The organism is Stenotrophomonas sp. (assembly GCF_031995405.1).
Lineage (GTDB): Bacteria > Pseudomonadota > Gammaproteobacteria > Xanthomonadales > Xanthomonadaceae > Stenotrophomonas.
On sequence record NZ_DAMAGC010000108.1, the window covers coordinates 1 to 14615 of the forward strand.

Here is a 14615-nt window from a genome sequence, read left to right on the forward strand (position 1 = left end):
GGTGGCGAGGAAGGTGGCAACACGCTGTACTTCCCCAAAAACGGCGGCGAGCCGCAGAAGCTGGCCATCTACGACGCGGCCATGAAGTACAAGGCCGAAGGCGTGCCGCTGGTGGTGTTTGCCGGCAAGGAATACGGCACCGGCTCCTCGCGCGACTGGGCGGCCAAGGGCACCAACCTGTTGGGCGTCAAGGCGGTCATCGCCGAAAGCTTCGAGCGCATCCACCGCTCCAACCTGGTCGGCATGGGCGTGCTGCCGCTGCAGTTCAAGGCCGGCGAGAACGCGCAGAGCCTGGGCCTGGACGGATCGGAAACGATCGACGTCACCGGCCTGCAGGACGGTGCCAGCAAGAGCGCCACGCTCACCGCGACCAAGGCCGATGGCACCGCGAAGACCTTCGAAGCGCACGTCATGCTGCTGACCCCCAAGGAAGTGGAGTACTTCAAGCACGGCGGCCTGCTGCAGTATGTGCTGCGCCAGCTGGCAGCCAAGGGCTGAACGGACCCACCGCCACGCGCCGCCCCGGTAGTGCCGAGCCATGCTCGGCACCAGCAACCTCCAGACAAGCCAGCCCCGGTAGTGCCGAGCCATGCTCGGCATCACCAACCTACAGCCAAGCCCAGGCTCGGTAGTGCCGAGCCATGCTCGGCACCCGCAACCTCCGGGTGGGCGTCGACGCGTGTTTCGGGCATCTGCCGAGCATGGCTCGGCACTACCTTACTGGCACACCTGCATCGTCCAATGCACCCGCACCGGGCTGCCACACCCGCCCCATCCTTCACGCCCCCTTCGCCTTTTCCATTCGGCCCGGTATGCTGCCCGGACGTGAACTGGCGGATACTCAGGGCCAGAACACACTCTCATCAACGATTCCTGGAGGGGGAATATGAGTCTGGAACGTCCCTGGCTGCAGAGTTATCCCAACGGCGTACCCGCCGAGATCGACGTCAACGAGTTCCATTCGGTCTCCGCCGTCTTCGACACCTCGGTGGCCAAGTACCGCGACCGTCCCGCCTACTCCAGTTTCGGCAAGACCCTCACCTACGGTGAAACCGACGCCCTGGTCGAGCAGTTCGCGGCCTACCTGCTCGGTGAGCTCAAGCTCAAGAAGGGCGACCGCGTCGCCCTGATGATGCCCAACTGCCTGCAGTACCCGGTCGCCACCTTCGGCGTGCTGCGCGCCGGGCTGACCGTGGTCAACGTCAATCCGCTGTACACCGCCCGTGAGCTCAAGCACCAGCTGGTCGACTCCGGCGCGGCGGTGATCGTGGTGGTCGACAATTTCGGCGACACCGTGCAGCAGGTCATCGCCGACACGCCGATCAGGCACATCGTCACCACCGGCCTGGGCGACATGCTCGGCGCCAAGGGCGTGGTGGTGAACTTCGTGCTGAAGTACATCAAGAAGATGGTGCCCAACTACACCCTGCGCGGTGCGGTGCGCTTCAACCAGGCGCTCAAGCTGGGCAGCCGCCACAGCCTGCCGAAGGTTGAAATCGACCACGACGACGTCGCCTTCCTGCAGTACACCGGCGGCACCACCGGCGTGGCCAAGGGCGCGATGCTGACCAACCGCAACCTGGTCGCCAACATGCAGCAGGCCTCGGCCTGGATCTCCGCGTCGGGGATCGAGATGGGCAAGGAGTGGATCATCACCGCCCTGCCGCTGTACCACATCTTCGCATTGACGGCGAACGGCCTGGTCTTCATGAAGTTCGGCGGCTGCAACCACCTCATTACCAACCCGCGCGACATGAAGGGCTTCGTCAAGGAGCTGAAGGCGACTCGCTTCACCGCCATCACCGGCGTGAACACGCTCTTCAACGGCCTGCTCAATACGCCCGGCTTCGATGAGATCGACTTCTCCTCGCTGAAGGTCACCCTGGGCGGCGGCATGGCCGTGCAGCGCGCGGTGGCTGAACGCTGGAAGAAGGTGACCGGCGTGACCCTGGTGGAGGCCTATGGCCTGACCGAGACCTCGCCGGCGGCCTGCATCAATCCGCTGGACCTGGCCGAGTACAACGGCGCCATCGGCCTGCCGATCCCCTCCACCGATGCCTGCGTGAAGGATGACGACGGCAAGACCCTCACCCCGGGCGAAGTCGGTGAGCTGTGCATCAAGGGCCCGCAGGTCATGAAGGGCTACTGGCAGCGACCGGAAGAAACCGCCAAGGCGATCGACGCCGACGGCTGGCTGCATACCGGCGACATGGCACGGATGGACGAACAGGGCTTCTTCTACATCGTGGACCGCAAGAAGGACATGATTCTGGTGTCCGGCTTCAACGTGTACCCCAATGAGGTCGAAGACGTCATCGCGATGATGCCCGGCGTGCTGGAAGTGGCGGCCGTGGGCGTACCCGACGAGAAATCCGGCGAAGTGGTCAAGGTGGTCATCGTCAAGAAGGACCCGAACCTGACCGCCGAGATGGTCAAGGAGCATGCCCGGGCCAACCTGACCGGCTACAAGCACCCCCGAATCGTCGAATTCCGAAAGGAACTGCCCAAGACCAACGTGGGCAAGATCCTGCGCCGCGAACTGCGCGACAGCCCCGCCCCGTAACGCTCGGCAGCCCTGCAGGCACTTTCCAGGACCCCAGCCCTCACCGGCTGGGGTCTTTGCATTGAGCCGGTGACCGGCGGTGTAGGATCGCGGCGAGTGGACCCGTCCGGCCCGCCGCCCACCGTCCTCCCTCCGGGCCAGAAACGCCGAGGAAACTGCCATGCAAACGATCGAAAAGCTGAACCCCACCCGCGGCTACTCCACCATCCGCACCGAAACCACCGCCGACAACGCTGCCCACTGGTTGTTCATGCATGCCGATGCCGCCACCGGCGTTCGGCCCTGCTGCCGCAGGGACATGCTGGATGAGATGTGGAACTTCATGAACGCGATCACGCTCGGCCCTGCGGAACGCAACAGCGGCGCCCTGCGTCACTTCGTGCTGGCCTCCGACGCCAGTGCCTACAACCTGGGCGGCGATCTGGACCTGTTCTCCCGGCTCATCCGCGAAGGCAACCGCGACCACCTGCTGGCTTACGCGCAACGCTGCGTGGAAGGCGTGCACCACCTGCACACCGGCTTCGGCGGGGATGTGCGTACCATCGCGCTGATCCAGGGCGATGCGCTGGGCGGTGGCCTGGAGATGGCGCTGGCCTGCCACACGATCGTCGCCGAGGAAGGCTGCGGGATGGGGCTTCCCGAGGTGCTGTTCGGGCTGTTCCCGGGCATGGGTGCCTACTCGTTCCTGTGCAAGCGCGTTGCGCCGCAGCTGGCGGAGAAGATCATTCTGGAAGGTCGGGTGTATTCGTCCGAAGAGATGCATGCCATGGGCGTGGTCGACATCCTGGTGCCCAAGGGCCAGGGCGTGGCCGCGGTGCAGGAGCAGATCCGACAGCACCAGCGCATCCCGCGCAGCTACCTGGCCATGAACGCGGCGCGCAATCTCGCCCAGGCCGTGCGCTATGACGAGCTGCTGGAGATCACCAAGGTGTGGGTCGACTCGGCGCTGGCGCTGGAAGAGAAGTCGCTGCGCACCATGGATCGATTGATCAAAGCGCAGACCCGTCGTGCCCACCTCGACGCGGCGTGAATGCTGGCAACCGTTGCAAACCACTTCAAGCCCGGCCACAGCCGGGCTTTTTTTGAGTGCCCCGCTGGCTGGGCGGGGACGGGTGCCAACCAACCTTCGAGGGTGGGGTGTGTGGGTTCGCGGGACCGTCGTACGCTTGCATGGACGTACTTGCAGCGTGTCCCGCGAGCCCACACCCCCCCGCCCAATCCGGTAGCAAGCGGTCGATCACCGCACGTCGCTACCACCATCCTCACGCGCGTCGCGCTTCTGCGCACGGGCCTCCAGCGCCGCACGGCCCTCTTTCATGCCGTTGCGGATCTGGTTGATCCGCTCGCGCCACTCGGTCTTCAACTGCCAGTCGGCCATGCGCATCACCTCACCGGCGCGATGGGCCACCCGCACCAGACCGAGGTTCCCGGCCACGCCCTTGATCGCATGCGCCTGTTCACGCAGGTGCACCCAATCGCCCCGCTCACCATCGGCGGCGGCCACCTCGATGCACTGCCTGGCGTCTTCCAGGCACTGGCGAACGAATTCCTGCTCGAACGCCTCCCCCAACCCCAGCGAGGCCAGCTCATCGAGCACGCCCGGATCGAGCACCCCATCCGGCGCCACCGATACATGCACCACCGGCGCCGTGGTCCGTAGCTGGTCGTTGGTGGCGATATCGGCCAGCGTGTCCAGTAGACGCACCGCCACCACCGGCTTGCCGAAGAACGTATGCGCGCCGGCCTGGGTGCACTGCTGGATCGCCTCGGGCGTCACATCCGCGCTGAGGATCAGCACCGGCGTGCGCGGCGCGCCGCCGGCCTGCATCACCCGCAGCTCCTTGAGCATGTCCAGCCCGCTCATTCCCGGCATGTGCAGATCGGCGATGGCCACGTCGTATTCGCTCTCGGCCAGCGCATCCAGCACCGCCTCGGCATCGTTGACACACACCACTTTATGGCCGGCCTTCTGCAGCAGCCGCTGCAGCACCAGGCGATTGGCCTGATGGTCATCGGCCACCAGAATCTTCATGCTGCGCACCCGTGCGCGATGGCGCAGGAACGGATCGGTAAAAGCGATCACGTTGTTGCCGCTGCCCGGCACGCTCTCGCCGGCCACCGCCGGGGTGAACTCACCGGCGACCACCGGCGGCAGCGCGAACGGCAGCTCGAACCAGAAGCAGCTGCCCTGCGGCGGGTTCTCCGCAAACCCGATCTGCCCGCCCATCGCCTCCACCAGACCCTTGGCAATGGTGGTGCCCAGCCCGGTCCCTTCATGCCGACGGGCCATGCTCACATCGGCCTGCTCGAACGCCTCGAACAACCGCGGACGCATGGCCGGCACCACGCCGATGCCGGTATCGAGGATGTCGAACCGGACCCGCACGTTGCCCTGCCCGTCATCGCGCAGCAGCGACACCCGGATCTCGACCTTGCCGTGGTCGGTGAACTTGACCGCGTTGCCCGCCAGGTTCAGCAGGATCTGCCGCAGGTGGCCCAGGTCGCCGCGCAGTCGCGCCGGCACCGCATCGTCCACCTTGACGTGGTAGTCCAGCCGCTTGACCTTGGCCTGCGGCAGCAGGATCAGCCCGATCGACTGCATCACATCGGCCAGCGAGAAATCCTCGGCCAGCACGCGCAGCTTGCCCGCTTCGATGGCCGAAATGTCCAGCACTTCCTCCACCAGCGCCAGCAGACTGCGCGAGGACGCCTGGATGGTGCTCACGCACTCGCGCTGCTCCTCATCCAGCTGCGTGGTGGCCAACACTTCGGTCATGCCCGACAGGCCGTTGAGCGGCGTACGGAACTCATGGCTCATGTTGGCCAGGAACCGGCTCTTGGCCTCGCTGGCGCGACGCGCCTCGTCCATGGCGTGGGTCAGCTGCCGCAGCAGGCTGGAGAAGTACAGCGGCACCGCCGCCAGCCCGAGCCACAGCCCGAACCCCAGCCGCGCATTCTGTTCCCAGTAGGGCGTGGCCAGCGCGGTGTAGCCGAAGCTGCCCAGCGCCATGGCCACGGCCGCGTACAGATAGTTGTTGCCATAGCGCATGCCGTTGCCGACGGTCACCCACATCACCACGATGTAGACCCAGGCCAGCGGCTCGCCCATCTGCACCATGCCGGCGGCGATGAGACCGTAATCGGCCAGCATCCCGGCGATGCGCCGCGGGTCCGAACGCGCCGGCCGCACCAGCAGCCAGGCAAACAGCGTGATCGACAGGATCAGGCCGGTCAGCACGATCGCCAGCACGCCGTGATACTGCGTCGGCGGCAGCCCATGGCGCACGCTGGGCATCAGCACATAGCCCAGGATCAAGGTGATCAGCACGATACGTACGATGGCCTGGCCATGCTCGCTGTCCGAACGCTTGGTCAGGCGCTCTTTCACCTGCAGGTAGCTGCGCCGCAGCGGCCCCACCTCGGCCGTGCGCGGGTCGACGGTCGACGCATGCGCGGCCCGGCTGATGCCGACGAAGTACAGCGGGGTCATGCCCAGCCCCAGCAACAGCCCCCAGCCGAGCAGACGCTGTCCGACCCAGTAGGGGGACAACAGCAGCGCGCACAGGAACGCCGCGCAGCCCATCGCGGTGGCGGCATGCAGATAGCCGCGCCCATAGCGCATGCCATTGCCGATGGTGACCCACAGCAGCACCACATACAGCAGTGCCGCCGGTTCTCCCTGCAACGTCATGATCGCGCCCATGCAGGCGTAATCGGTGACCATCCCCACCGCACGCCGTGCGCGCGACACCCCTGGGCGCGCCAGCAGCCCCGCCAGCAACAGCATCGCTACGGCCAGTTCGACCGCCAGGATCAGCCACGTCACCCGCAGGATGTCACCGCCCACCTGCGTGTAGCGCCAGCCGAGATAGCCGATGAACAACGCGGTGATCGCGATCCGGATGAAGTTCTGGACGTGCTCGCTGTCGGGCCGGTTGGACAGCCGCGCACGCAGTTCGGCGAGGATGCCGCGGCCGGCAGCGGGCCCGTTCGCCGAACGACCGCCCGCGCGTGCCGACCGGCTCACGTGGATGAGGCCGGCGAGCACGACCACCGCCGCACCGATCCACCACTGCGCCGGGGCGAGCGCCGCCAGTGCGACCAGCGACACCAGGGTGGCGGGAAAGAAGCGGACGAACACATGGCCGCGCATCGTTTCCAGCCGCTGTTGCAGGCGCTGGAGCAGGCCAGGCATGTCACATCCCCGGGCGGGTCGAAGCGGTCGAGTGCTGGGCGCAGATGTCGTCCAGCTGTTCGCGTCCGCGCAGCAGCGCATCCACGCAACGCGGGTCGAACAGCCGGCCACGCTGTGCGTAGAGGTAGGCCAGGGTGGCTTCCATCGTCCATGCTTCCTTGTACGGTCGGGGTGAGATCAGGGCGTCGAATACATCGGCAACCGCCACGATCCGCGCTTCCAGCGGGATCGCATCGCCGATCAGGCCATCGGGATACCCGCTGCCGTCGTAACGTTCGTGGTGGCGCAGCGCGATCAACGCTCCGACCTGGATGAAACGGTTCTGGCTGCCGCTCAGCAGCTCATAGCCGATGCGCGGGTGCCGGCGCATGATCGCCAGCTCCTCTTCGTTGAGCTTGCCCTGCTTGAGCAGCACCGCATCGGGGATGGCGATCTTGCCCATGTCGTGCAGCGGCGCGGCCATCTCGATCAGCTTGCACTCGTCCTCGGGCAGGCCGAGCTGTTCGGCGATCAACCCGGCGACGTGCGCCATGCGCTCCAGGTAGGCGCTGGTGCCGGCATCACGGAACTCGATCGCGCGCGCCAGCCGTGACAGCGTTTCGCGTTCGCGCTCTTCCACTTCATGCATGCTGGCCAGCAGGCGCTGTTCCAGCGACAGCGCGCGTTGCTTGACGTTCTCCGACTGCTGGCGCAGCTGCAGCAGGTTGTAGCAGCGCGCGCGCAGTTCGCGCGGGCGGATCGGCTTGACCAGGAAATCGATGACGCCCGCTTCCAGCGCGGCCTGGCGGATGGGCTCGTCGCCGACCACGGTGATCAGGATCACCGGGATGTCGCGGTGCTTGGGCAACCGGCGGAAGCGGCGGGCGAACTCCAGCCCGTCCATTTCCGGCATGCGGTAATCGAGCAGCAGCAGGTCCACCGGATGCGATTCGCACCAGGCCAGCGCGGTGAGCGGATCACCGAAGTCGTGCACGCTCAGTTCCGGCGCAATGTCCTCGATCACATGACGGAGCATGGTGCGCGCGGACGTCTGGTCGTCAACGATGACAATATTCAAGGATGCTTCCGCCGTCTTCCTGGACCACACTGGAACATGCTGCGGAAAGGATACTCCGCCACTCTGGACACTGGCACCTTGCATGGATCCGCCTCCCGTGTGATCTCCGGTTCATGATCGTGGTCGCGGTGTGATGCGGATGTCACGCACCACCGGGACCGATCATCGCCCTGACCATCACGGCCGTTACCCGGATGGTCACGCAGAAACCATACGCGCGCGGCCACCGTAGCGGAACCCCGCCACCGGCTGCCCTCCCCTGGCAGCCGGACCTACGTCTCAGTTTTCCGGACGCATATAGGGGAACAGCAGCACATCACGAATCGAACTGCTGCCGGTGAGCAGCATCACCAGGCGGTCGATGCCGATGCCCAGGCCGCCGGTCGGGGCCATGCCGTACTCCAGCGCACGGATGTAATCGGCGTCGTAGTGCATGGCCTCGTCGTCGCCGCCTTCCTTGGCCGTCACCTGGGCCTGGAACCGGGCGGCCTGGTCTTCCGGGTCGTTCAACTCGGAGAAGCCGTTGGCGAGTTCCTTGCCGTTGATGAACAGCTCGAAGCGGTCGGTGTAGCCCGGCTGGTCGTCATTGGCACGGGCCAGCGGGGAAACCTCGACCGGATGGTCGGTGATGAAGGTCGGCTGCACCAGGGTGTGCTCGACGGTGGCCTCGAAGATCTCCAGCAGCAGCTTGCCCCAGCCGTAGGACGGCTTGATGCGGATCTTCAGGCGCTCGCAATGGGCAGCCAGCGCATCGCGGTCGGTGCAGTCGGCAGCGCTGATTTCCGGGTTGTGGTGGCGCACCGCCCCGTCCATGCGCCAGCGGCGGAAGGCCGGGGCCAGGTCGATGGTGGCGCCGTCCCAGGTCACCGTGGTGGTGCCCAGCACCTGGTTGGCCACGTCGCGGATCACCCCTTCGGTCAGGTCCATCACTTCGGTGTACGTGGCGTAGGCCTCGTACAGTTCCATCATGGTGAATTCCGGATTGTGGCGGGTGCTCACGCCTTCATTGCGGAAGTTGCGGTTGATCTCGTAGACGCGCTCCAGGCCACCCACGACCAGGCGCTTGAGGTACAGCTCCGGGGCCACGCGCAGGTACAGGTCCAGGTCCAGGGCGTTGTGGTGGGTGGTGAACGGCTTGGCCGTGGCGCCGCCGGGGATGTAATGCATCATCGGCGTCTCGACTTCAAGGAAGTCGCGGTTGTCCAGCCACGCGCGCATGGCGCGGATGATCCGCGAGCGCTTGATGAACACCTCGCGGGACTCCGGGGTCACGATCAGGTCGACGTAGCGCTGGCGGTAGCGCTGCTCCACGTCGGCCAGGCCGTGCCACTTGTCCGGCAGCGGCCGCAGCGACTTGGTCAGCAGGCGGATGCTGGTGGCCTTGACCGACAGCTCGCCGGTCTTGGTGCGGGTCAGCCCACCTTCGACGGCGATGATGTCGCCCACGTCCCAGCCCTTGAAGGCGGTGTAGCTGTCGCCCAGGGTGCTGCCCTGCAGGAACAGCTGGATACGGCCGGACTCGTCCTGGATCTGGGCGAAGCTGGCCTTGCCCATGACCCGCTTGGCCATCAGTCGGCCAGCCATCCTGACCTGGCGGTCGGCGCCTTCCAGGGCCTCGGCGGTCCACTGTTCGGCATCGGCGAATTCCGCCTGCAGGGTGCCGGCGTAATGTTCGCGACGGAAGTCGTTCGGGTAGGCGATGCCCTGCCCGCGCAGCGCCGTCAGTTTCGCGCGGCGCTCGGCGATGAGGCTGTTCTCGTCGACGGGGGGCTGCGGCGCGTGGGTCTGATCGTTCATGGCGTGGGTCTATGTCTGGGGGGAGGTACGAACCCCGCCATCATGCCGATGGACGGGGCAGAGTGCGAAATCCCCGGGCGGGCCCGGGGCGGGCGCATCGGGCCGCACGTGGCGGCCCGACGGTCAGGCGTCGATGCGTTTGGCGCCGACGGCCAGGCCGGACTTCAGGCTGGCTTCGACGAATTCGTCGAGGTCGCCGTCCAGCACCTTCTGGGTGTCGGACCGCTCGATGCCGGTGCGCAGGTCCTTGATGCGGCTCTGGTCGAGCACGTAGTTGCGGATCTGGCTGCCCCAGCCGATGTCGGACTTGGTCGCTTCCACCGCATCGCGCTCGGCGTTGCGCTTCTGGATTTCCAGCTCGTACAGCTTGGCGGCCAGCATCTTCATCGCGTTGTCGCGGTTCTGGTGCTGGCTGCGGCCGGTCTGGCAGGCCACGACCGTGTTGGTCGGGATATGCGTGATACGCACCGCCGACTCGGTCTTGTTGACGTGCTGGCCACCGGCACCGGAGGACCGGTACACGTCGGTGCGCAGGTCGGCCGGGTTGATGTCGATCTCGATGTTGTTGTCCACTTCCGGGGACACGAACACCGAGGTGAAGCTGGTGTGGCGGCGGTTGTCCGAATCGAACGGCGACTTGCGCACCAGGCGGTGCACGCCGGTTTCGGTCTTCAGCCAGCCATAGGCGTAATCGCCTTCCACGCGCAGCGTGGCCGACTTGATGCCGGCGACGTCGCCGCCGGACACTTCCATCAGCTCGGTCTTCCAGCCGCGCGATTCGCACCAGCGCAGGTACATGCGCAGCAGGATTTCGGCCCAGTCCTGGGCTTCGGTGCCGCCGGCACCGGCCTGGATGTCCACGAAGGCCGGGGCAGTGTCCATCTGGCCGGAGAACATGCGCTGGAATTCCAGCTGTTCCACGTGCTTCTGGTACTTGTCCAGGTCGGCGACCACGGCCAGGGCGGTATCTTCGTCCTGCTCGCTTTCGGCCAGTTCCAGCAGTTCGCCGGACTCGGACAGGCCATCCAGGATCGTGGCGATGCCGCCGACCGTCTTTTCCAGGTTGGCGCGTTCACGGCCCAGGTTCTGGGCGTACTCGGCGTTGTTCCAGATGTCTGGGTTTTCCAGTTCCCGGGTTACTTCTTCCAGACGCTCTTTCTTGGCGTCGTAGTCAAAGATACCCCCTGAGCGAGAGCACGCGATCGGTGAGATCGGTGATTCGCTGGCGCACGGGATTGAGCTCGATCATATCGGCGGTGTTGAAGGCTTGGGACAAGGGCTGAATTGTAGCTTGGAACGCCCGTTCATGTAGATGCGCGCGGCGCGGCGCCCGCCAGTGTCGGGTCTGCGGCGACCAGTGCAGCCCCCTGCCCCAGCGCTGCGCGCAGGACCGGCAGCTGGCGCCGGCTGCAGGGTAACGCAGTGCCATCGGCCAGGTGGGCGCGCGCCTCGCCGCTGTCCAGCGGCTCGATGGAGACCAGGAAGCCCAGGTTGAGCACGTAGCTGCGGTGGATGCGCACGAACCGCGCCGGGTCCAGCCGGGCCTCCAGCGCGGCCATCGTGCTCCGCAGCGGGTAGTCGTGGCCCCGCACGTGCAGGTTCATGTAATTGCCCGCCGCCTGGGCGTATTCGATGTCGCCGGTAGCCACCAGGAAATCACGGCCGAGCTTGCGCACCAGGAAGCGCTCGGGCCGGTCCACCGGTTCTTCGGGCGGGGCATCTTCCGGCGCGGCCAGCAGGTGCGCCTCGCCCTGGCGGCGGCGACCGAACCAGCTGAAGAAGTGCTCGATCGCCACGAAGGTGAAGAACGCGCGGACGTCCTTGAGGTATTCGTACAGCAGCCGCGACGCCCAGCCGGCGCCATCAACGTAATGCTCGCCCAGGCTGGCGTAGGCCAGGTGACGCAGCGCCATCATCCCGGCCACGTGCAGCAGCGACCACGCCACGCTGGCCAGCAGGTACAGCGGCAGCCGTCGCTTCCAGGTATCGGCATGCAACGGCCAGCGCTGGCAGCCCCACCACAGCAGCGGCAGGGTCAGCAGGATCATGCCGGCGCTGCTCAACTCCCAGGTCATCGGCTGCCACAACGCGAGCGCCTCGCCACGGCGGCTGGCATCCATGACTTCGACGAAGGCGTTGGCCACCGCGCTGCCGAGCAGGATCGCGGCCCAGACCAGCCAACGGGTGGTGGGGCGCCAGCGGGAGGAAGGGCGGGAAGTCATCGGGTCGTCCATGCGGCGGGGCGGCATCATGCAGCAATCGGGCATGGTACCGCTGGTGCGGCGCATCGGCTGCCCGAAGCGCGCACCTGACACACGGCGCGGGCGTCCGCGCCGCGTGTCCCCTGCAGACCGACGTGGGCGCTACCGCACCTCGAACTCCCCGACCAGCACCGTGTCGGCACGATCCTTCAGCCGCATCGTGACCTGCTGGTCGCGCTGCCTGCGGGTGCCCCAGTGCGTGCTCAGGCGCAGGCTCAGCGTGGTGGCGCCGGTGACCAGTTGCTCGCGGCTGCCGAAGAAGTTGGCCTCCACTTTGTACGTGCCCGGCTTGGCCTCGCGCAGCGAGAACTGCTCCGGCCCGTAGCCGCCGGTGAAGTCCTGCGACATCTGCCCGCCCTGATAGGTGAGGCGGTTACCGTAGTAGGCACGCTCGCCGTTGGGATCGGTGACCCACAGGTCCATGTCGCTGTTGTCGCTGTCCCAGCTGAGCACCACGCGCAGGTCCAGCGGCATCGCGCGACGCAGACGCGGATCGACCGCGCCCAGGTCCACCCGCTCGCGCGCGGCGAGGGTGTTGAGTTCGTCCAGCGCGATCAACGAGATCCCATCGAAGCGGCTGTCCCACTGACGCTCCACCACTTCATTGAGCATCGCCACCGCCTGCCGATACTGCCCGCTGGCTTCCAGCGCCAGGCCCAGGTCACGGAAACTCTGCGGCTCTTCCTCGCCCAGGCGCAGCACCTGTTCGAACACCGGCACCGCCAGCGCCGGGGCCTTGGCCTGCATCAGCCGGTAGCCGAGCACGCGCAGCACGTGGCGGTTTTCCAGCTGCATCTCGGCCAGGTTGGACAGCACCCGCAGGGCCAGGTCGCGCTGGCCCTTGGCCAGCAGCAGATCGGCCACGTCCAGGTAGAAGGCGCTGCTGTCGGCGTGCTGGTCGCGCTCGGCCAGGTAAGTGGCGTAGAGCTGTGCCGGCGGCGCATCACGCAGGCGGCGGGCGTAGTCCGAATCGGGTTCCCAGGGAGCCAGGGTGATCGCGATGGCGCCGCTGTTGGCCTTGCCGGCCGCAGCCTTGCTGGCGGTCAACTCGACGTTCTGCAGCTGACCGCTCGCGCGACTGGGGGCCGCCATGGGTGCCGGCGCACTGGCCACGTCGCTGGCCGGTGCCGCCATGTACATCTGCGCCTCTGCCGGTGCGGCTGCGGCGACAGGCATCGGCGCAGACTTCTCCAGCCCCGCCCGGCCCGCCGGCGCGCCCTTCGGCCAGCGTGTGTTCCACCAGCGTTCGCGGTCGGCGAACTGCCGCGCGATCTGGTCCAGGCGATGGCGGCGGGCCTGCGCTTCATCGTCGATGCGCACCGCATGCAGGCGGTCGTACGCCTCCCGCAGCGGGGCCGGCGCGCGGATCCCGTAGCGCAGGTAATCGTCCAGGGTTTCCAGCACCAGCAGCGAGGTGTCGGGGCCGACCAGACCGAACTGCCGGGACAACGTCCGCATCGCGTCCCGATGGGCGACCGGGTCTGCCGCGTACGCGGCCATCCGCGCATCGGCCCAGGCATGCGCCACCAGTCCACCGTCCAGCGCACGGGCGCCAGACACGGCAATGCGCTGCTGATGGAGCCGGCCATCGGCCAGGCGCACCGCGACGTCCACCGTGCCGTCAGTGCGCTGCACCCGCCCGCCCACGCGCAGCCAGCCCTGGCTGGCGCGGCTGGCATCGGCCACCAGCTGGTCCACGCCATCGCCGCGCAGTTCGACCACCTCGGCCGACTGCTGCAACAGCAACGGCAGCGCGGCGTCGACCTCGGCGGCACTGGACAGCACCAGGGCCTGGCCCTGATGGGCCCGGGTCCAGGCGCGCAGCCGCGCAGCGTCGGTGCGTGCACCGGCACCGCTCAGCGCATACAACCGCTGGCCGGCCGCCAGCGTCGGCAGTGCCTGGTCGCCATAGTTGGACAGTCCATCGCTGACCAGCAGGTACTCGCCGATCCCGGCGCGCGGCGTCCACGCGCCCAATGCACTGGCGCCGTCCAGCGGCAGCCCATCCAGATGGGCGCGCAGGGCGCTCCAGTCGCCGCCGCGGATGCGGAAGCTGCGCGGCGCTTCGGCCCGGTCACGCAGCACGGTGAGCTCCACCTCGCCCTCGCCGATGGCGCGGAAATAGCGGTCGAGCACCCCCGTTTCGGCGGCACGGTCACGTTGCCGGGCCGAGCCCGAGGCATCCCACAGCAGCCCTACGTGCCGAGGCAGGGCGCGCGGTGTGGACAGGGCCGGCACGGGGATCTGCGCCAACAGATAGCGCTCACCCTCATGCATGCCGGAAACCACGTCCAGCTTGCGCACCTGCGGCAGGCGCATCTGCACCTGCGCCGGCAGGGCTGCACCGGCGCCCTGCCATTGCGCCACATGGGCGCCATCGCGGGTCTGGAACGTCCACGGCAGCACCGCGCCCGCCACCGGCTTGCCGGTGCCACGCGCGTCCAGCCGTAGCGTCACCTGGCTGGCGTCGCGTGCGAACTGCAGCGGCAGCTTCCAGCGCAGGCCCTGTGCATCCACCGGCAGCGTCTCGCGGAAGGTCAGCGCCACGCGGCGGCTGCCACGCGCGGGAATCGGATAGATGCGCAGGCGGAACTGGTTGCCGGCGGTCTGCTCCAGCAGGCCGGGGTCGACCCGGCGCCGCTCGATCGCCTCGAATACCTGGCGACCCTGCGCCTTGGGCACCGGCACCGCGTCGCGCAGCACGCCGTCGATATCCAGCGCGAACCCGGCGATCTGCTGCCC

General features: G+C 67.4%; 8 protein-coding genes and 1 pseudogene. 3 read left to right on the forward strand and 6 right to left on the reverse strand.

Annotated features, from left to right (window positions below; translation table 11 throughout):
* The 3 genes and pseudogenes from acnA to RTO53_RS15810 form a co-directional block, all read left to right on the forward strand.
* Positions 1–498 (forward strand): annotated as a pseudogene (acnA, locus tag RTO53_RS15800) (aconitate hydratase); the annotation flags it as partial.
* Positions 499–886: 388 nt separating this feature from the next.
* Positions 887–2563: a long-chain fatty acid--CoA ligase gene (locus RTO53_RS15805; RefSeq protein ID WP_312238694.1), complete on the forward strand. Its 1677-nt coding sequence runs from the start codon at positions 887–889 to the stop codon at positions 2561–2563.
* Between the two features lie 160 nt (positions 2564–2723).
* On the forward strand, positions 2724–3593 hold the full coding sequence (locus RTO53_RS15810; RefSeq protein WP_312238695.1) for a crotonase/enoyl-CoA hydratase family protein: 870 nt from the start codon (positions 2724–2726) through the stop codon (positions 3591–3593).
* Positions 3594–3800: 207 nt separating this feature from the next.
* On the opposite strand, the gene RTO53_RS15815 is transcribed toward RTO53_RS15810, so the two are convergent.
* The 6 genes from RTO53_RS15815 to RTO53_RS15840 all read right to left on the reverse strand — a co-directional run.
* Positions 3801–6758, reverse strand: a complete 2958-nt coding sequence (locus RTO53_RS15815; protein WP_312238696.1) for an ATP-binding protein — start codon at positions 6756–6758, stop codon at positions 3801–3803.
* Between the two features lies 1 nt (position 6759).
* Positions 6760–7899, reverse strand: a complete 1140-nt coding sequence (locus tag RTO53_RS15820) for a two-component system response regulator (protein WP_312238697.1) — start codon at positions 7897–7899, stop codon at positions 6760–6762.
* Between the two features lie 195 nt (positions 7900–8094).
* Positions 8095–9612 (reverse strand): lysine--tRNA ligase, encoded by a 1518-nt coding sequence (gene lysS / locus RTO53_RS15825; protein ID WP_312238698.1) that lies wholly within the window; start codon positions 9610–9612, stop codon positions 8095–8097.
* 123 nt (positions 9613–9735) lie between these two features.
* Positions 9736–10861 (reverse strand): peptide chain release factor 2 gene (gene prfB / locus RTO53_RS15830; RefSeq protein ID WP_312238701.1). Its coding sequence is split into 2 segments (ribosomal slippage): positions 9736–10785 and positions 10787–10861, totalling 1125 coding nucleotides; the frame shifts between segments, so codons are not numbered across the junction.
* A gap of 55 nt (positions 10862–10916) precedes the next feature.
* Positions 10917–11834 carry a LytTR family DNA-binding domain-containing protein gene (locus RTO53_RS15835; protein WP_312238699.1) on the reverse strand — a complete coding sequence of 306 codons (918 nt, stop codon included), beginning with the start codon at positions 11832–11834 and terminating at the stop codon, positions 10917–10919.
* A gap of 141 nt (positions 11835–11975) precedes the next feature.
* Positions 11976–14615, reverse strand: a 2640-nt coding sequence (locus RTO53_RS15840) for a DUF2135 domain-containing protein (protein WP_312238700.1), incomplete at its 5' end; no start/stop codon positions are given.